Here is a 19,352-nt window from a genome sequence, read left to right as displayed (position 1 = left end):
TAAAATACCGGAATTTATGAACTTGGGCAAATACAGAAATATTATTTTCTACATCGCTACCATTGCTGCGTTTTCTTTTTTGATATACATTTTCATCATCGAAGGGCAAACGCTGGAAGCCGGAGAGAATATTATCATCAAAACAAATAACAGCTCTACGTGGGATAATTTTTTAGAATCTTTCAAAACAAATTTACATCATCCCCTAGCATTGCTGCTGGCTCAGATTGTGACGATTATTCTTGTCGCAAGACTCTTTGGATGGATCTGTATAAAAATAAAACAACCTTCGGTAATCGGTGAAATGATTGCGGGGATTGTATTGGGTCCTTCTTTATTAGGAATGTATTTTCCGGAATTCTCAGCTTTTCTTTTTCCGAAAGAATCATTAGGAAATTTACAGTTTCTGAGCCAGATCGGTCTTATTCTTTTCATGTATATCGTAGGAATGGAGCTGGATTTAAGCGTATTGAGAAAAAAGGCACATGACGCTGTGGTCATCAGCCACGCCAGTATTATCATTCCTTTTGCGTTGGGAATAGGTTTATCGTACTTCATTTACAAGGAATTTGCTCCGGACGGAATTCAGTTTACCTCGTTTGCCTTATTCATTGCGATTGCGATGAGTATTACTGCATTTCCTGTACTGGCAAGAATCGTTCAGGAAAGGAATCTTCAGAAAACGAAACTCGGCACTGTCGTTATCACCTGTGCTGCAGCCGATGATATTACAGCATGGTGTATTCTGGCAGCGGTAATCGCTATTGTAAAAGCAGGATCTTTTGCCAGTTCGATTTATGTGATTATAATGGCAATAGGCTATGTATTTTTAATGATAAAGATCGTAAGGCCTTTCTTAAAAAGAATCGGAGATCTTCAGGCGGGAAAAAACACGATCAACAAACCGATGGTCGCTATCTTTTTTTTAACATTAATACTTTCAGCGTACACTACAGAGGTTATCGGTATTCATGCGCTTTTCGGAGCTTTTATGGCCGGAGCTATCATGCCGGAAAATGCAAAATTCCGGACTATGTTTATTGATAAAGTAGAAGACGTTGCGTTGGTGCTTTTACTTCCTTTATTCTTCGTATTTACCGGGCTTCGTACACAGATAGGGCTGTTGAATGACGAACACCTCTGGATCACGGCAGGATTTATTATCCTTACCGCTGTAGTGGGAAAGTTTGCAGGAAGTGCATTAACCGCTAAATTTTTAGGCATCAACTGGAAAGAAAGCCTTACCATCGGAGCATTGATGAATACAAGAGGTTTAATGGAATTAATCGTTTTAAATATTGGCTATGATCTGGGAGTTTTAAGCCCGGAAATCTTTGCAATGATGGTTATTATGGCGCTATTTACAACGTTTATGACAGGGCCGGCACTCGATTTCATCAACTTTATTTTTAAATCTAAAAAAGCGGAGGAAGAGAATAAAGACCACAACGACGCTAAATACAGGGTTTTACTTTCTTTTGATAATCCCGAATCCGGAAGTACACTGCTGAAGCTTGCTCATGACTTCACCAAAAAAATGAATGCCAATAAAAGCATCACCGCAATGAATATTGCCCCGGTAAACGAAATGCATGCGTATGATATCAATGAATATGAAAACGAACAGTTCAGAAATGTAATCGATACTTCTCAGGAACTGCAATTGAAAATCACGACTCTTTTTAAAGCATCAACAGATATCGAAAGTGATCTTACGAATATTTCAAACAAAGGAAACTATGATCTTCTGCTCATCATGCTCGGAAAATCAATGTACGAAGGAAGTTTACTCGGAAGACTTTTAGGTTTCACCACCAAAATAATCAATCCTGAAAAACTTCTGAATACCGTAAAAGGAAAAGGAAATATATTTAACAACTCTCCTTTTGACGATTTTACCCTGCAGATTTTAGATAAAACTAATATTCCGGTCGGTATTATGGTGGATAAGAGCTTTACTTCCGCCGACAAAGTATTCGTTCCGATTTTTAATCTGAGTGATTTTTATCTTCTTGAATATGCCAAAAGGCTGATCAACAACAACAATTCTCAAATCATTATTCTTGATGTGGCCGGACAGATCAGGAGCAATATTGAAGTGAAAGAACTCATCAGAAGCATCGAACAGGTAGCACCCAATCACATCACTTTATACAACGAGAAGAAAATTGAGAAAGATTTTTTGACTTCTCAGGACCTTATGCTCATCAGCAGTAAAAGCTGGAAAAATCTGATCGACACCAAAAGTCTTTGGCTTTCGGATATTCCTTCAACGCTGATCATCAGTAATCCGTAATAATGTGAGTGGTGAATTTTGCTTCGCAAGTCAATGGTCAATCCTTACATTCACATGAAATTATTGACAGCAAAGCTAATTGACAACGAAGTTAATTGACTTTTAAATTCACCATTCACTTTTTAAACCAATTAAAAAAAATTCTCTATCTTCGCTCTGTGATTACAAACATCGGAACATATTATTACGGAATTTTTAGCTCAGACATGGGATAAGGATTTCGTTGTACAGATACACATAACCTCGTCCTTGGGCGGGGTTTTTTATTTTAAAATTTAAAAGATGAAAATAAGTATTATAGGCGTAGGCTTAATCGGCGGATCAATTGCGTTAAAACTGAAGCAGAAAGGAATTGCCGATTTTATTTACGGAATAGACAACAGCACGGAACATCTGAACGAAGCTTTAGAGCTCAAGATCATTGATGCTAAAGCAGACCTTGAATATGGGATCAGCAATTCCGACTTAATTATTCTTGCGATTCCGGTGGATGCAGCTAGAAAAATCTTGCCCAAAGTGTTGGATCTCATCTCGGAAAACCAGACCGTAATGGATACCGGATCTACCAAAGCAGGAATCGTAAACACCGTAAAAGATCATCCTAAAAGATCACGGTTTGTAGCGTTTCACCCCATGTGGGGAACGGAAAACAGCGGTCCGAAGTCTGCCGTTTCAGAGAGTTTTTCAGGAAAAGCGGGCGTGATCTGTAACCGCGAAGAATCTTCTGAGGATGCCCTGAAATCAGTTGAGAAAATTGCAGAAAGCCTGGATATGCACCTCATCTACATGAATGCGGAAGATCATGATGTACACACCGCATATATTTCCCATATTTCACACATTACCTCGTATGCACTGGCGAATACCGTTTTAGAAAAAGAACGTGAGGAAGAAACGATTTTCCAGCTGGCAAGTTCGGGGTTTTCAAGTACGGTGCGTCTCGCGAAATCGCATCCCGAAATGTGGGTGCCTATTTTTAAACAAAACAAAGAAAATGTTCTCGATGTTTTGAATGAGCATATTTCACAGTTAAGAAAGTTCAAATCAGCCTTAGAAAAAGAAAATTATGATTATCTGGAAGAGCTGATCTCCAATGCCAATAAGATCAGAGGAATCCTGGATAAATAAATATAAACAACCAAAGTACAACAAAACCCGAAAGCAGTAGAGCAATACCCGAGGGAAGTAAGACTTTACCCAAGGTAAGTACGATTATACTCAAGATAAGTAGACTTTTACCCGAGCGCAGTAAGACTTTACCCTAGGTAAGTACGATTATACCCAAGGTAAGTAGGCTTATACCCTAGAGTAGTAAGACTTTACCCGAGGTAAGTACGATTATACTCAAGGTAAGTAGGCTTTTACCCGAGCGCAGTAAGACTTTACCCGAGGTAAGTACGATTATACCCAAGGTAAGTGGACTTATACCCTAGAGTAGTAAGACTTTACCCGAGGTAAGTACGATTATACTCAAGGTAAGTAGGCTTTTACCCGAGCGCAGTAAGCTTCTACTCAAGGTTAGTGAAGCAAACCCCAAGGGAAGTAAAGCAATACCCGGCCGAAGTAGAATAAACGTAAGCAAATGAATCTGTAATACAGGGAAACACTACAGAACATAGCATAAGTACTAAAAAAAAATTATCTTTACTTCAAATTTTAGGAGCATATACTACTCTATTCCCCCATTTTAAATTTATATACTAACTATGAAAACTAAATTTTTACTCTTTTTAAGCTTCCTTATAGCTATTTCACAGTCTCTTTTTTTCTCAGAATATTGCCGGATCATGGAAAGGAGATCTTGATATTCAGGGGAGCAAGCTTCCTCTTATTTTTAACATCAATCGGGAGAAAGACGTTTACACAGTCACAATGGATAGTCCGCTACAAGGCGCTGAAGGCATTCCTGTAGATAAAGTAGTTTTTACCAATAACGATTTGTCTTTGGATATATCCAGCATAGGTGCCACCTATAAAGGCAAGTTTGAAAACGGAAAATTCTCAGGAAATTTTGTTCAGATGGGAAAAACGTATTCATTGATTCTTGAAGCGTATGATAAAAAAAACAGCAAGGATTTACTGCCTGAAGGCCTGAAACTATCCGAAAATATAAACGAAAGCTTACAAAAGATCGACAGCTTTCTTTCTTATCTTGAAAATAATAATGCAGAAGCAGGCGAAATCTCAATTTTTAAAGACGGAAAAGAAATTTACAAAAGAAATTTCGGCGAAACCAAGCTTCCTCAATCTCAGAAAGGAAAAGAAACTTTCCAGATCGGCTCTATTACTAAATCAATGACGGCCATGATGATCTTTAAACTGATCGAAAAAAACAAACTTGACCTTAATGATAAGCTGTCAAAATTTTATCCTAAAATCCCGAACGCAGAAAAAATAACCATCTCCCAAATGCTGAGCCATACCTCAGGACTTGACGATTACATTACCGGCAAAGATACGATGAAATGGCTTACGGAGAAGGTTTCAGAAGAACAGATCATGAATCATATTATTGAGCAGGGCTCTTTATTTGAACCCGGAACGAAAACACAATATTCCAATTCCGGCTATTATCTTCTGGCTAAAATTTTAGAAAAAATAAGCAAAAAGTCGTATGCGGAAAACCTGAAGGAAAACATTGTTGCGCCATTACAACTTAAAAATTTTTATACGGTCAGCCAGAAACCTACCAATGTTTTTCTTCCATACAACTATGCCAACCGATGGGAAGCGGTAAAAGATTTTGACTTTAATAATGTTGTTGGTGTGGGTGATATCGCAACAACACCGACCAATCTGAATATCATCATCAATGCATTATTCGAAGGCAAACTTGTTTCCAAAGAAAGCCTTTCTGCAATGATGCCAAGAGATGATAAATTCGGAAGAGGACTTGCTATTGTACCGTTTAACACCAAAATTTTTGTGGGTCACAGCGGCGGAACGTACGGAACCAATTCGCTGATGATCTACAACGGTGAAGATGATTTGTCAATTTCCTATTCATTGAATGCAGATCGTGTAGGAGCCAATACTTTCGTTGTTGATATTCTGAGTATTTTATATAATCAACCATTTGAAATGCCAACTTTCGGTCCGGAAATCAGCGCCGCAGATTTGCAGAAATATGTTGGTGAATACACCTCGAAAGCACATCCTCTGGGACTTAAAATTTTTATAAAAAACGACGGATTATTTGCTCAGGCAACCGGCCAACCCGAATTCCCCCTCGAATATGCAGGAGATCATCAGTTTAAATTCGATAACTACGGCGTGAAAATCAGGTTTTATCCCGAAAAGCAGCAGATGGAACTGCAACAAAATGGCGAGAAGTTTTTTGTTTGATAAAAAGAAATAACATAATAAATCCTTAGAGTAATAATTCTAAGGATTTATTATTATGATAGTTATAGATTAATCTTAACATTCCGCGACGTTCACCGCTATGGCGAGCCCTCCTTCAGATGTCTCCTTGAACCGGTCATTCATGGAAAGAGCGGTTTCCCACATGGTCTGAATGACCTGATCCAAGCTTACTTTTGCTTTGGCGGGATCACTTTCCAAGGCGATATTTGCGGCGGTAATTGCTTTTATAGCGCCCATCGTATTTCTTTCAATACATGGAATTTGCACCAATCCTTTGATTGGATCGCACGTCATTCCTAAATGATGCTCCATTGCAATTTCTGCTGCCATAAGCACCTGCCCCACGCTTCCCCCAAGAATTTCCGTAAGTCCAGCCGCTGCCATTGCCGATGAAACCCCAACTTCTGCCTGACAGCCGCCCATCGCTGCAGAAATGGTAGCATTTTTTTTGAATAAAGTTCCGATCTCTCCGGCGACCAGCAAGAAACGGATTATATCATCATCGCTAGTGAAAGGGGTAAATGCCTGCGCATACATCAGCACTGCCGGAATGACACCACTCGCCCCATTAGTTGGCGCTGTAATGATTCTCCCAAAGCTTGCATTCTCCTCATTCACAGCCAATGCAAAACAGGAAATCCATTTATTGATATTGGTAAAGTTTTCTTCTGCATCAACAACCTGCTGAAACCATTCATTTTTATTTTTATAAATCTTATCACCGAGCAGTTTTCTGTTGATTCCGGCCGCACGGCGGGAAACATTGAGCCCCCCAGGAAGCACCCCTTCTTTATTGACGCCTTTATAGATACATTCTTTGATCTGTTGCCAGATGTAAAGCGCTTCCTGCTTCGTTTCTTCCTGAGATCTCCAGCTTTCTTCATTCATTAAAATAAGATCTGAAATTTTTTCAAGTCCCAGCTTTTCGCAGTATTTTACAATGTCAGAAGATTTATGACAAGGATATAATGTACGGATGCAGTGTTTTTCAATAGATTTTTTCTCTTGGCTCATGATGAAACCACCTCCCACAGAATAAAAATCCTGTACAAGTTCGGTTCCGTCTTCAAAAATTGCCTTGAAAATCATTCCGTTGGGATGATACTCAAGAGATTTCTGCATATTTAAAACCAGATGATGTCCGTAGATAAAAGGAATTTCTTTTTCGCCCCCGAGATTGATCGTCTGAGAGCTTTTTATGTTCTCGATTTTCTCGTCAATCTTTGTTGTATCAATGGTTTTAAAATCTTCACCATTTAATCCAAGCATTCCTGCAATATCGGTTCCATGTCCGATTCCTGTTTTGGCAAGAGAACCAAAAAATTCAAGGAAGACTTCTTTCACCTCAGCAATTGACCTTTCCCTTTTTTATAATCCTGATAAATGCTGAAGCCGCATTCCAAGGGCCCATTGTATGCGAACTGGACGGGCCAATTCCTACTTTTATAATTTCAAAAACCGATATTGATTCCATATAGAAATTCTTCCTTTTTTTCCTTAACACAAAGATACACGATAAATCCAAACACAAAAGCCGGAGTTGAAAAATCAGCTCCGGCTTTCTAATTAAAACTATATGAACACTTGTAGATTTTTTATATCAATGGTGAATGGTCAGTTCGCTTTGCTTGTCAATTTAAATTATGGCTTAATAAAAATTCACTATTGACCATTGACGATTCACTTGGCATTTTGGCTTGATAAAATTGACAATTCACTCAGTATTTATATCAATGGCGAATGGTCAATTTACTTCGTTGTCAATTTTAAATTTGGGTTAAAAAAACTCACTATTTACGATTAACCTTACTTCAATATTGTTTAATGTTGAACTGTCCATTCGTTCTACTGTCAATTTAAATTATGGCTTAATAAAAATTCACTATTGACCATTGACAATTCACCATTCCCTTCTCAGCACAGTCTTTCTTCGTGTTGGGAAATGTCTAACCCAAGCTCTTCTGATTCTTCAGAAACTCTTAAGGTGATGATCTTATCTGTGATTTTATATAACAATAACGATCCGAAAAAAGTAAAAACAGATACAAGAAGCAATGCAGCCATGTGATGCGCAAAAACTTCCAGTCCGCCATGAAGAAGGCTTGCATTTTCACCGTGTGCAAAAATAGCCGTGAGAATCATTCCCATAATTCCACCAACACCGTGACAGGCAAAAACATCCAGGGTGTCGTCAATCTTCTTCAATGCTTTCCAGTTGACCATCAGATTTGATACAATAGCGGAAATAAATCCGATGAACAGGCTTTCCGAAATGGAAACAAAGCCGCAAGCGGGAGTAATCGCCACCAAACCCACAACAGCACCGATGCATGCTCCCATAGCAGATACTTTTCTTCTGTTGATTCTGTCAAAGAATATCCAGGTCATCATCGCTGAAGCAGAGGCGATGGTCGTCGTTCCAAAAGCTGTAGCAGCTGTAGCATTGGCACTGAGTGCCGAGCCGGCATTAAAACCGAACCATCCGAACCACAGCATTCCGGTTCCCAATAGCACGTAAGAAATATTGGACGGATCATGATGAGGCTTTTTTCTGTTTCCCACTACCATAGCACCTGCCAATGCAGCAAAACCTGCACTCATGTGGACAACTGTTCCACCCGCAAAGTCTTTTACCCCGAAATATTTATTTAAAAGACCATCCGGATGCCACACCATATGACAAAGCGGTGTATAGATAAAGATGCTGAAAAGTACCATAAATAAGAGGTACGAAATAAAACGTACACGTTCTGCAAATGATCCGGTGATCAAGGCAGGTGTGATCACGGCAAATTTCATCTGAAATAAAGCAAAAAGGACAAACGGAATGGTAGATGCCATGTATTTATGTGGTAATACTCCTACCCGATTAAAGAACGGATAGCTCAGGGGATTTCCGATAATCCCGTAATGTACGCCATTCATGGTAAAGCCAATGGAGTCGCCAAATGATAAGGAAAAACCAACCACCACCCATAACATAGAAATAACTCCTAGAGCAATAAAACTCTGAAGCATGGTGGAAATTACATTTTTCTTTCCTACCATTCCTCCGTAGAAAAAAGAAAGCCCGGGAGTCATCAACAATACCAGACCTGCAGCAGCGAGGATCCAGGCAACATCTGCACCTACAATTTTATCTTCGCTCAAAAATTCTCCTGTATTTGGAAAATCTGCCATAGGACTCCAGAATAATCCGCCAACGGCAACAAGCGTAATGATACTGAAGGAAACGATCCATTTTAAACCGACTGTCATAAAAATTTATATATTACCCCCACAAAAGTAAGTATAAATTTTATAAAAATCAATAAATTTAATTTTAACCCTATTAAATTTAATACTAAAATAAAATTTAATATAAATTTTATTCAAACACCCCCTTTAAAATACCGGATACTTCTTTAAATTTTGTTGCCGGAAATAAATGAGTCCCTCCTTTTATAATATAATCCGGTCGGGAATTTTTGATAGGAAAAACGATATCTTTATCTCCAAGGATCTGTACGACCTCCGGATTTTCATCAAATTTCCAATCTGATATTTTTTCGATCGCCCATTTCAGGTAATAAGGATCTTTCACCTGAAAATATTGCAGAACTCTGGGGTTTTTAGGATCAAAAAACTTCCTAAACATGGAGTAAATATTGGTTGTCTTTTCATTGAAGAACCTCACCGGCAAAACTTTGGGAATTCTTGTGATCTGCCCCGTTTTTATTAATCTTGATTTTTCTCTGTCTGATTTTATGCTGCCCATGATTACGACTTTCTTTGCAGGTTTGAGTTTATGTATTTCCTGAACGATTATTCCCCCGAAAGAATATCCCAGCAGATAAAAAGGCTCTGTATCATCAATTTTTTCAGCCATTCTCTGTACGTAATGCAGAAAGTCTTCGTTTTGCTCAGGGATCAGCCAGTCAATAAAAACAACTTCATGATGCTCCGGAAATTTAATCTTTTCCAGCACTTTAAAATCTGCGCCAAGTCCGCTTACAACATATATTTTCATACTACTAAAATAAAAAAATCAGACAAAAAAATGAGCGGCTTCAAAAGAAATCGCTCATTTGTTTATTGAAAGACCCAGGTCTTATTTTTTCTTTTTAACAGGTGTTCTGTTTTCGTTATCCAATTTCTCAGTAGAAAGCTTAAACTGGATATCCATTTCGTTTTTGATGAAATAATCTTTTAGAGAAGACTGGTAGAACACTTTGAAATCTCTTCTGTTCAGTGAGAATTTAGCAGATTCTATGACTACCGTAAATTGAGTGATATAAACGTTTGCAGGGAAAGTGATTGTTTTTCTCACCCCTTTGATCGTAATATCTCCATAAACTGTAGAGTTGTAATCGCTGTTTGCCAGAGGAATAATCTTCGTTAAATGGAATTTTGCCAACGGAAACTTTTTTAACTTCAAAGAAATTTGTACTTTTCAGATCGTTGGTCAATTTTACCATATCTTCATCCTGGCTTGACACATCACCTGCCATGATGGACTTCATATCAACCACGAATTCTCCGTCTACTAAAACCGTTTTATCAAAAGTAAACTTTCCGCTTTTCAGTTTTACTGTTCCGGAGTGTGTTGTAGGAACTGTTTTCACTACTTTATATCCCCACCATCTGATCTCAGACGATGTTACTTTTACCACTTTATCTCCTTTCTTCTGACCGAAAACAAATGACATGCTTACACACATCATAGCAAACAATAGTAATCTTTTCATTCTTTTTTATTTACAATTCAACAAAAATAAAAAAAAGTGTAGAACTTCTACACTTTTAACAATCTTTTTTTGATTAAATTATTTTGCTGTTACTTTTACCTGCAAATCCATGTCATCTTTCACAAGAACATCCTGCATCGTAGATTTGTAAGCAACATCAAATTTTTGTCTGTCGATAGAGAATTTGTTTGACATTAAGCTTACTGTTCCGTTAGCATACGTAATTTTTGCAGGGAAAGAAATTGCGTTGGTTTTTCCTTTTACCGTTAAGTTACCTGTCACTAAAGAATTGTACACTTTGTCGTTGTTTTTCTTCACCCCTGTAATTTTGAAAGTTGCCGTAGGATATTTTTCAACCTCGAAGAAATCTCCGTTTTTAAGGTGTCCGTTAAGCTTTTGCTGATACTCCCCGGAAAGGTCTGTAGCGTTGATAGAAGTCATATCCAAAACGAAACTACCACCAACCAACTGGTTTCCTTTCATAATCATATCACCTGATTTCACCTTTACCGTTCCGTTGTGAGAACTTGCTTCAGATTTTGCGATCTTATACCCCCACCACTGAACATCTGAGCTTACTACTTTTTTTGCCTGTCCGAATGCTAAACCACTAGCTAAAACTGCTAATAAGAATATTTTTTTCATTTGAATAAAAATTATTTTCTTGTTTATTATTTACTGATGCAAATGTAGTCAAGAGAAATGATAGATTCCATTGATGTATATCAATTAATGCAATAATTTTTATAAATAAAAAAACTCCGGATTTCCGGAGCTTCAGTTAGTCTTGATAATAAGCAGTATAAAGGGCTGCGCCATTCAGAGCTGTGTTTTCATTTTTATTCAGATAAATAGGAATGTTTCTGAGCATTTCCTCCATTTTATCACTGATCTTAAATTTCTCGTAGAATTTATCTTTATCAATATATTCTCTGATCACCTGAGGAATATCTCCTGAAATCAGTAAGCCTCCGGTTGCCTTTAACTTTAAAGTAAGGTTATTGGCTTCTCTCGCCAGGAATTCAAGGAAAGTGTCTAAAGCTATTTTGCAGATTAAGACATCGTCTTCCACAGCTGCTTTAAATAATTCCTGAACAAAATTTTCTTCTGTCAGTCTTTCTGCAAGCCCTTCAGGTTCCGGATGCCTTTTTACGTCTCTTAAGAAACGGTAGATATTGAAAAGGCCTCCTTTAGATAAAACATTTTCCCAGCTTACAATTCCGTAGATATTATTTAAGAACTGATAAAATTCTACTTCTACGTTCGTTCGTGGAGAAAATTCTGAGTGACCACCTTCTGTTGCAAAAGGTCTTAAATATTTCCCGTCAAAAAAATATCCGGCTTCCCCAAGACCATTTCCCGGTGCCAGAATAGCTACATTTCCTTTTTCAAGATGTCCGCTGGTGTAGATTGCGTCAAGATCACTGTCTTCCAGAATGGCCATTCCGTAGGCTGATGCCTCCTGATCATTCAGCATATCTACTCTTTCAAAATCAAAATCTCTTTTAAAATCTTCAACATCAAGATTCCATCCAAGTCTTGCAGGATTACTTTTCCCGTTGATGACAGGTCCCGGAACAGCTATCCCGAGTCTTTTCACGTTCTCCAACTGATTATCCTGAATAAACTTTCTTAAAATATCTGCAAAAGAAGCATAATCTTTGGTTGGATAATTATGTTGGATTTTAACTTCTACGCCTTCGTTTTCAGAAACGAAATAGCCTAAAGTTGTCATATCTTCACGAAGGTTGGCGCCAATGATAGAAACATTATCATTACCCGCGTTTTTTACTCCTGGTAAATAAAGTGGAAATTTCGGATTCAAAATCATAACCTCAAATTTTATCAAATATAATAATAGTTTTCGTAAATTTTCGTTAGAAATAAAAAACCTTCTCAAAAATTCGAAAAGGTTTGGCTAATAATTGCTTATATTTAAATCTAACTACTTTCCTAATGGAATATTGTAAGAAAATCCTACTCCAATGTTACCCACATTGTAGTCCTGATTTGGCAAATCTCCTTTGCTTCCTACAAATACTTTCTGATACTGCACAAAGAAATTCCAGTCCTGGTTGTGATAACCGATCTCCGGCTTGATATAAAAACCGCCATCCGGTCTGTCAAGAGAAGCATTAGATGCTACTTTGTTATCACCCACTAAGAAACCGTATCCTAAGTCAGTCCCGAAATAAAAACCTGTTTGTTTCGGGTAAATTCTGATCAATGCACCTACAGGTACAACGCCTACATCATTATTATTATATCCGTTATTATCTTTTCCAAAATAATGTGTATATCCCGTTGCAATACCTAATCCGAACCCCGGAGTGATCAAATTCTGATAAGCTACATCCACACCAACTGCCATAGAAGTATTATCAGAAGGAACTGCTAAACCTACATTTGCTCCCACTTTGATCATATTATTCATTTGTGCATTTTGTGCACTCAAAGCTCCAGCAGTAAAAATTCCGGCAAATAAAATTGCATGTTTTAACATTTTCATAACTCTGATTTTAAATTTACTAAGCAGAAAACTGTAAAAACCGTGCCAACTAAGGACATTTTATTATAATTAATCTCTTCTACAATTATAAAACAATGATTTTCAATACATTAATTTAAGCTAAAATTAAATGAGCGTTTAAGATTTCAACATGATTGGTAGATTTCGGTGTAATATTAACAATTCTTAACCGTTATCAAGTTTAACCTTATCATGACAACCCTATCCAAACTACAAAATACGCCTATGACAACGCCGTCATTACTTAATAACAAACATCTTCTCTGGCGAGCCGGCTTCGGCGCGGGAATCAACCAGCTTGATGACCTTAAAAATATAAATAGTAAAACTTTATTAAATGATTTGCTTAAAGAAGAGGTTTTCACCTACATCGATTATCAGACGCCTGATACAGATTCGATCGACTATATGAACGACAAATCTCCGGCCGAGAAGAAAAAGGAAATACAGAAGATCAACCGTCAGCAAAATGAAGAACTTAATCTTAATTTCCTGCACAAAATGGTGACCAGCAATAAGCAGCTGAGAGAAAAAATGGCATTTTTCTGGCACGGACATTTTGCTTCTAGAGTGCAGAACCCGAAATTCAACAGACAAATCCTGAATGTGATTAGAAAAAATGCTCTGGGAAACTTCCGGGAATTGCTGTTTGAAGTCAGTAAAGCGCCGGCTATGCTGGGTTTTCTAAACAATCAGCAGAATAAAAAAGACCATCCTAACGAAAATTTTGCACGGGAAGTGATGGAACTTTTTACGATGGGCAGAGGAAATTATACCGAAAAAGATATCAGGGAAGGCGCGAGAGCTTTTACAGGATGGGGATACGATAAAGAAGGAAATTTTCTGGAAAGAAAAAAACTTCATGATGAAGGAAGTAAAACCTTTCTTGGTAAAACAGGAAATTTTACTGGTAATGATGTTTTAGAGATAATTCTCGAACAAAAAGCAACCTCCAAATTTATTACCACAAAAATTTATAAGTTTTTTGTAAATGAAAATATAAATGAAGCTATTATCGATCAGCTTTCTGATAATTTCTACCAATCCGGGTATGATATCAAAAAACTGATGAAAGATATCTTCTCCAGCTCATGGTTTTATGATAAAAAAAATATCGGGAATAGGATAAAATCACCGATCGAACTGATGGCCGGAATAATGCGTACACTGCCTATGAACATTCAAAATCCGGAAAATCTTATTGTTTATCAGAAATTGCTTGGACAAATGCTTCTTTACCCACCGAATGTTGCCGGCTGGCCCAACGGAAAATCCTGGATTGACAGTTCGACGTTGATGCTACGACTTCAGATTCCACAGATCTGGTCGGGATTGCGGCCGCTTGATTATCGCCCAAAAGCCGATGATGATCTTGATATGGGATTGAAAAACAGCACTAACACTTTGACAAAAAGTTTCAAGAATCCCAACATTATAATTGACTGGGCAAAGGTAGAAAAGATCTTTAACGGAAAAAACATTGAAGAATACCTGATACAAAACACAGAATCGCTAGATATGAACTCTGTGAAAAGCTTTTCGGATAATAGTGTAAAAATGAACGTCATTAATTTAATGTCTACCCCCGAATATCAGTTAATGTAGTTTTTAAAATCCATCATCTGCAATCTTTAACCCAATACCTAATCATATGTTAATCAAAAGAAGAGAATTCCTCAAAATAAGTTCACTGGCAACCGCTTCATTATTGATGCCTAACTTTCTCAAGGCCATGACATTTGACGAAGCGCTGAATCCCGATCAGAAGATTTTAATTGTTCTGCAGTTTACAGGCGGAAATGATGGACTGAATACAATAATTCCTATACGAAATGATATTTATTATAAAGAAAGAAACAATATCGCAATTAAAGATTCTTTGCAACTGAATGATGAAGCCGGCATCAATCCCGCTTTATCCTACTTTAAGGAGCTTTATGACAGTGGCGAACTTTCCGTAATGAACAATGTAGGATATCCCAATCCCGATAAGTCCCATTTCCGAAGTATGGATATCTGGCATTCCGCGAGCAAAAGCGATGAATATCTGGAAACAGGCTGGCTGGGGAGATTTCTGGATGAAGAATGTTACCGTTGCGAACACCCGACACAGGCACTGGAAGTTGACGATATGCTGAGTTTAGCCTTAAAAGGTGAGAAAAATAAAGCTTTTGCTTTCAAAGATCCGAAAAGACTGTATCAGACGAGCCAGGAGAAATATTTCAAATCTTTATATGACCATCATCACGATGATGAAACGGTTTCGTATTTATATCAGACATTAGGTTCCACGATCAACAATGCCGATTATATCTTTGAAAAAAGTAAAGCAAAAAAAAGTACGGAATCCTACCCTAATTCTCAATTGGGAAAGGATTTTAAAACGGTTGCTTCTTTAATTAAGTCTGATATCAACACAAGGGTTTATTACCTTTCCATCGGAAGTTTTGATACCCATGTCAATCAAAATGAAAGACAGCAAAAGCTTTTCAATGACATTAATGAAGCGGTAAAGTCATTTGTAGCAGACATGAAAAGCAATGATCTTTTCGACAATATTCTTCTGATGACATTTTCTGAATTTGGGCGTCGTGTAGCCCAAAATGCCAGCAACGGAACCGATCATGGAACCGCCAATCAAATGTTTTTTATCAGTGGAGGACTGAAGAAAAAAGGAATCTTAAACACGCTTCCCGATCTTACAAAATTGGACGACGGAGATCTTATTTATACCGAAGATTTCAGAAAAATCTATGCAACAGTTTTAAAAAACTGGCTGAAAGCGGATTCATCCAAAGTATTGGGATGGAAAAATGGAATTTATGATTTTGTATAAATAAAAAGAGGAATTTTGCTTAACAATTCCTCTTTTTTTCATAAAATTAAATCTAACTGCTTCTAGTTTTGTACAGGAAGCTGTTTTTTATCTTCCGCCGGTTTTTCATCAAACTTTTCAGCGATTTTTTTAATAATAAATTCTATCACCAACGGTGCTACCACTGCTACCACAGCTTTTAGTATTCTTGATTTCATAATAGTATTTTTGTATTTCGGGTAATACAATTTCCAAGCCATAAAGACACTCATACTTCTAAACTTCGCCTTCTATATTCAGATTCTGATAGTTTTTGAAACCCAATCTGAATTTCTCTTCCAGCCTCAGTCTCAGTTTTCTAGGCTGATAAACAATCAAACAATCGCCAAACCCTAGTAACAAACGCTCAAGCTCATAGTTGATCTGCACACAGATTTTAAATACAGTTCCTTCTTCCGTTTCGCTGATAATTTCCTGACTTTTGTGAAATGGTTTTGTTTTTACATAAGGTGCATTGGAAGAATCTACAAAGAAAACAACATTTCTGGGCTTCGTTTCCGAAACCGTTACACCGACAATATCTTTAAAATATTCATCTCCGTCCAGATGCTTATCGATATATTGTATTTTGTCCTCATGTTCTATCCGTTCCATACGATCCAACGCCAGATTATACATTTTACCTTTATAAAGGCAGATCAAAAACCAGCGGTTGTTGTATTCTTTTAGAAGTTGAGGATGAACTGCAAAGCTGCTTGATTCACGTGCTGTAAAACTTTTGTAAAGAATACGGATTACTTTTTTTACTGATAATACTTTCATAAAGGAAATCAATATGCTCAAGACCTTTCAATTGCTCATTCTTATCAAGATGGATGATTGATTTCTGATGCGTAGCCTGTATGGAATCTTCCAGCTTCTGAATCACACCATTCATCTCTTTAAACATCGAAAAATCCTTGAACTGCTTTAAAATCTGAATGGCATTATTCATCGCTTTCAGATCACTTTCATTCACGGAAATATTATGGATGCTGTAATCGGGATCGCTGTAACGGTAATATTTCCGCTCATACACTTCAATCGGCGCTTCATATCCGAATTTTTCGCTCCGCATGTTCTGCAGATCGAGCTGAACGGTTCGTTTGCTTACGAATGATTCTTTGCCTTCAAATTCAAACAATGCTTCCGAACATTCATTGATCAGATCTTCCAGTGTATATTTCCGGTATTTGTTTTTAAGGCATTTATCCAGGGTTTTATAGCGGATCAGGGCGTTTTTGTTGGATGACATGATTTATATTTTTATTTAGGCGTGTCCCTCTGCCTTCGCTAATTCTTTTCATCGGGCCGGGCTGCTGCAGGCTTCACTTCGTTTCGGTTTCGGCTCGGGGCTTCGCCCCGAGCCGAAACTCCTCCTTTCAGTCGGACCCTCCGTATCCCTCACGCGAAAGAAGGAAACACTTACATTTACTTTCGACAGCAAAAAAGAGATTCTTCATTGCACTTCGCTTCATTCAGAATGACAATTTCAGACATCATTGACAGTCTCGAGATTCCTTCATCACTATGTTTCTCACAATGGCTTAAACATTACTTTCGACTCAAAGCCTTCCCTTCAAAAGAAATTCCTTCCCCACCAAACTCCATAAAGTTTCTGATATTCTGATGATCCGTTCCTTCAGGGTTTTTCAGCACATCTCTGTAAAATTCCCCAAAAAGATGGAGCGTTTCCTGTTTCGATAGACCATTCAATGAAGCAAAACTGAAAACTTTACACGATCCGTTATTCTGGTTCGCTTCATTAACTGTATTTCCATTGGTAAATTTTGTCGGGGTAAAATCATAATGTTCATCGATGAATGCAATGACATCTTTAAACTGAATTTCCTCCGACGATTTCTCTAACTGCTCAAATAACATAGTGTCTAAATTTTTTCAAAAATAATCAAAATAATTTCATCTGCGCAAAAACATTGCACACTTGCATTCTTACTTTGCATCAACAAAAAGAATAAAGACATGGAATTTAACGGAAACAATTTAATCGAATTAGGATACCGTCCAGCAAAATGGTTTAAGGAAGCCATCGAATTCATTAATGAAAATAACTTAGACGAAAATCAAATCAAAATATATCTGGAGCAATTTAAGCAACCGGAGATCATTTCGCTTCATGAAACGGCAAAAGATTTTATAATCAATATCAGAGCAGAACATGAAAGCGAAAATGACAATGTGGAAAAAGTAATCAACACCATGAAAGTTTTGATGAAAACGCCTACGCTAATTGACGGAGCGATCATGCCAGATGCCTGTCCTACAGGTCCTGCAGGCCATATTCCTGTTGGCGGGGTGGTAGTAGCAAAGAATGCCATTCATCCCGGATTTCATTCTGCAGATATCTGCTGTTCGGTAATGCTGACAGATTTTGGAAAAGTTGATCCTAAAGAAGTGTTGGACACAGCTCATTCTATCACGCATTTCGGATACGGAGGAAGACCCAGAGGTGAGCAGATGCCGATGTCACAGGAACTGATGGATGCTTTCAGGGAAAATGATTTCCTGAATGATGAAAAACTTATCAGCATTGCCCGTTCGCATATGGGAACACAGGGAGACGGAAATCACTTCCTGTTCGTAGGAATTTCCAAAAACACAGGAAATACGATGCTCGTAACGCATCACGGATCAAGGGCTCCGGGAGCTGCTCTTTACGATAAAGGAATGAAGGTTGCCAACAGGTTCAGAATGGAAATCTCACCGGAAACATTAAAAGAAAATGCGTGGATTCCCTACGATACCGAAGAAGGAAAATCCTACTGGGAAGCTCTTCAGCTTATCAGAAAATGGACAAAAGAAAATCATGTTTCCATTCACGATGCTATTTTAAATAAACTGGAAATTGAGATGGAAGACAGATATTGGAATGAACATAATTTTGTTTTCAGAGACGGAGATCTGTTCTACCATGCAAAAGGAGCAACGCCACTGGATGATAAATTCTTACCCGATATTACAGGACCAAGACTAATTCCGCTGAATATGGCAGAACCTGTTTTGATCGTAAAAGGAACAACCAATGAAAGAAACCTTGGTTTTGCACCTCACGGAGCGGGAAGAAACTTCAGCAGGACACAGCATAAAAAGTCACTGGCTCATAAAACGATTGAAGAAGTATTTGCGGAGGAAACCAAAGGACTTGATATTCGTTTCTTCACCAATGAAATTGATATTTCTGAACTTCCAACCGCTTATAAAAGTGCTAAAAATGTCCGTGCACAGATTGAAGAATACGGATTATGTGAAGTGATGGATGAAGTGATGCCTTACGGTTGCATTATGGCCGGTGATGTTCAGAAGAATGCGCCTTGGAAGAAAAAGAAGAAGTTTAGAAAATTGTAGTATTTTACTTAATCAGCATTATTAAGGAAGAATTACAACATTAAAATCAGATTTCATTTTTTTTATTGTACTGTAAACAATTTTATTCTAGTGAAATTGATTTTATTCATGAAAAATAGGTTTTATCCTATTGAAGTAAGCCTTTATCCTAGTGTAAAACACTTTTACACTAGTGAAAATCGATTTTATTCTTGAAAAATCGATTTCATTCTG

At 37.6% G+C, this 19,352-nt stretch carries 15 protein-coding genes and 2 pseudogenes; 7 read left to right on the top strand and 10 right to left on the bottom strand.

What is annotated here, in order from left to right:
- Window positions 1-22: 22 nt before the first annotated feature.
- The 3 genes from AAHI02_RS20070 to AAHI02_RS20060 all read left to right on the top strand — a co-directional run bounded on the left by AAHI02_RS20070 (window position 23) and on the right by AAHI02_RS20060 (window position 5,641).
- Entirely contained in the window at window positions 23-2,296 is a 2,274-nt protein-coding gene (locus AAHI02_RS20070; RefSeq protein WP_346986642.1) for a cation:proton antiporter, read from the top strand.
- A gap of 282 nt (window positions 2,297-2,578) precedes the next feature.
- Window positions 2,579-3,424, top strand: coding sequence for a prephenate dehydrogenase (locus AAHI02_RS20065; RefSeq protein WP_346984672.1), 846 nt, complete (start codon window positions 2,579-2,581; stop codon window positions 3,422-3,424).
- 744 nt (window positions 3,425-4,168) lie between these two features.
- Window positions 4,169-5,641 carry a serine hydrolase domain-containing protein gene (locus tag AAHI02_RS20060; protein ID WP_346984671.1) on the top strand — a complete coding sequence of 491 codons (1,473 nt, stop codon included), beginning with the start codon at window positions 4,169-4,171 and terminating at the stop codon, window positions 5,639-5,641.
- Between the two features lie 75 nt (window positions 5,642-5,716).
- Here the strand turns inward: AAHI02_RS20060 and AAHI02_RS20055 are convergent.
- The 4 genes and pseudogenes from AAHI02_RS20055 to AAHI02_RS20040 all read right to left on the bottom strand — a co-directional run bounded on the left by AAHI02_RS20055 (window position 5,717) and on the right by AAHI02_RS20040 (window position 10,058).
- Window positions 5,717-7,136, bottom strand: a pseudogene (locus tag AAHI02_RS20055) (L-serine ammonia-lyase).
- 440 nt (window positions 7,137-7,576) lie between these two features.
- A complete protein-coding gene (locus AAHI02_RS20050) occupies window positions 7,577-8,920 on the bottom strand; it encodes an ammonium transporter (protein ID WP_346984670.1) in 1,344 nt (447 codons plus the stop codon).
- A 109-nt stretch (window positions 8,921-9,029) separates the two neighbouring features.
- Window positions 9,030-9,671: an alpha/beta hydrolase gene (locus AAHI02_RS20045; RefSeq protein WP_346984669.1), complete on the bottom strand. Its 642-nt coding sequence runs from the start codon at window positions 9,669-9,671 to the stop codon at window positions 9,030-9,032.
- Between the two features lie 81 nt (window positions 9,672-9,752).
- Window positions 9,753-10,058, bottom strand: coding sequence for a YceI family protein (locus tag AAHI02_RS20040; protein ID WP_346984668.1), 306 nt, complete (start codon window positions 10,056-10,058; stop codon window positions 9,753-9,755).
- Between AAHI02_RS20040 and AAHI02_RS20035 the strand changes: the two genes are divergently transcribed.
- Window positions 10,052-10,333, top strand: a complete 282-nt coding sequence (locus AAHI02_RS20035) for a hypothetical protein (RefSeq protein WP_346984667.1) — start codon at window positions 10,052-10,054, stop codon at window positions 10,331-10,333. The two genes, AAHI02_RS20040 and AAHI02_RS20035, sit on opposite strands and share 7 nt — an antisense overlap.
- Before the next feature lie 134 nt (window positions 10,334-10,467).
- Here the strand turns inward: AAHI02_RS20035 and AAHI02_RS20030 are convergent, their stop codons facing one another.
- From AAHI02_RS20030 to AAHI02_RS20020, 3 genes are all read right to left on the bottom strand, one after another.
- The gene (locus AAHI02_RS20030) at window positions 10,468-11,034 is read right to left on the bottom strand and encodes a YceI family protein (RefSeq protein WP_346984666.1); all 567 of its coding nucleotides are present in this window, start codon (window positions 11,032-11,034) and stop codon (window positions 10,468-10,470) included.
- A gap of 136 nt (window positions 11,035-11,170) precedes the next feature.
- Window positions 11,171-12,220, bottom strand: a complete 1,050-nt coding sequence (locus AAHI02_RS20025; protein ID WP_346984665.1) for a glucokinase — start codon at window positions 12,218-12,220, stop codon at window positions 11,171-11,173.
- A gap of 114 nt (window positions 12,221-12,334) precedes the next feature.
- The gene (locus AAHI02_RS20020; RefSeq protein ID WP_346984664.1) at window positions 12,335-12,898 is read right to left on the bottom strand and encodes a hypothetical protein; all 564 of its coding nucleotides are present in this window, start codon (window positions 12,896-12,898) and stop codon (window positions 12,335-12,337) included.
- 213 nt (window positions 12,899-13,111) lie between these two features.
- Here AAHI02_RS20020 and AAHI02_RS20015 point away from each other — a divergent pair, with 213 nt between their 5' ends.
- A complete protein-coding gene (locus AAHI02_RS20015; RefSeq protein ID WP_346984663.1) occupies window positions 13,112-14,524 on the top strand; it encodes a DUF1800 domain-containing protein in 1,413 nt (470 codons plus the stop codon).
- Window positions 14,525-14,570: 46 nt separating this feature from the next.
- Window positions 14,571-15,755, top strand: coding sequence for a DUF1501 domain-containing protein (locus tag AAHI02_RS20010; RefSeq protein ID WP_346984662.1), 1,185 nt, complete (start codon window positions 14,571-14,573; stop codon window positions 15,753-15,755).
- Window positions 15,756-15,817: 62 nt separating this feature from the next.
- On the opposite strand, the gene AAHI02_RS20005 is transcribed toward AAHI02_RS20010, so the two are convergent.
- From AAHI02_RS20005 to AAHI02_RS19995, 3 genes and pseudogenes are all read right to left on the bottom strand, one after another.
- Window positions 15,818-15,952 (bottom strand): hypothetical protein, encoded by a 135-nt coding sequence (locus AAHI02_RS20005; RefSeq protein ID WP_262486333.1) that lies wholly within the window; start codon window positions 15,950-15,952, stop codon window positions 15,818-15,820.
- Window positions 15,953-16,010: 58 nt separating this feature from the next.
- Window positions 16,011-17,028, bottom strand: a pseudogene (locus tag AAHI02_RS20000) (WYL domain-containing protein).
- 299 nt (window positions 17,029-17,327) lie between these two features.
- The gene (locus tag AAHI02_RS19995) at window positions 17,328-17,657 is read right to left on the bottom strand and encodes a HopJ type III effector protein (protein ID WP_346984661.1); all 330 of its coding nucleotides are present in this window, start codon (window positions 17,655-17,657) and stop codon (window positions 17,328-17,330) included.
- A 99-nt stretch (window positions 17,658-17,756) separates the two neighbouring features.
- Here AAHI02_RS19995 and AAHI02_RS19990 point away from each other — a divergent pair, with 99 nt between their 5' ends.
- A complete protein-coding gene (locus AAHI02_RS19990; protein WP_346984660.1) occupies window positions 17,757-19,139 on the top strand; it encodes an RtcB family protein in 1,383 nt (460 codons plus the stop codon).
- Window positions 19,140-19,352: the final 213 nt, after the last annotated feature.

Source organism: Chryseobacterium sp. POE27 (genome assembly GCF_039727685.1).
GTDB lineage: Bacteria > Bacteroidota > Bacteroidia > Flavobacteriales > Weeksellaceae > Chryseobacterium.
Note: the sequence above shows the minus strand (reverse complement) of the source record. Positions and strands in the feature narration are given on the sequence as shown.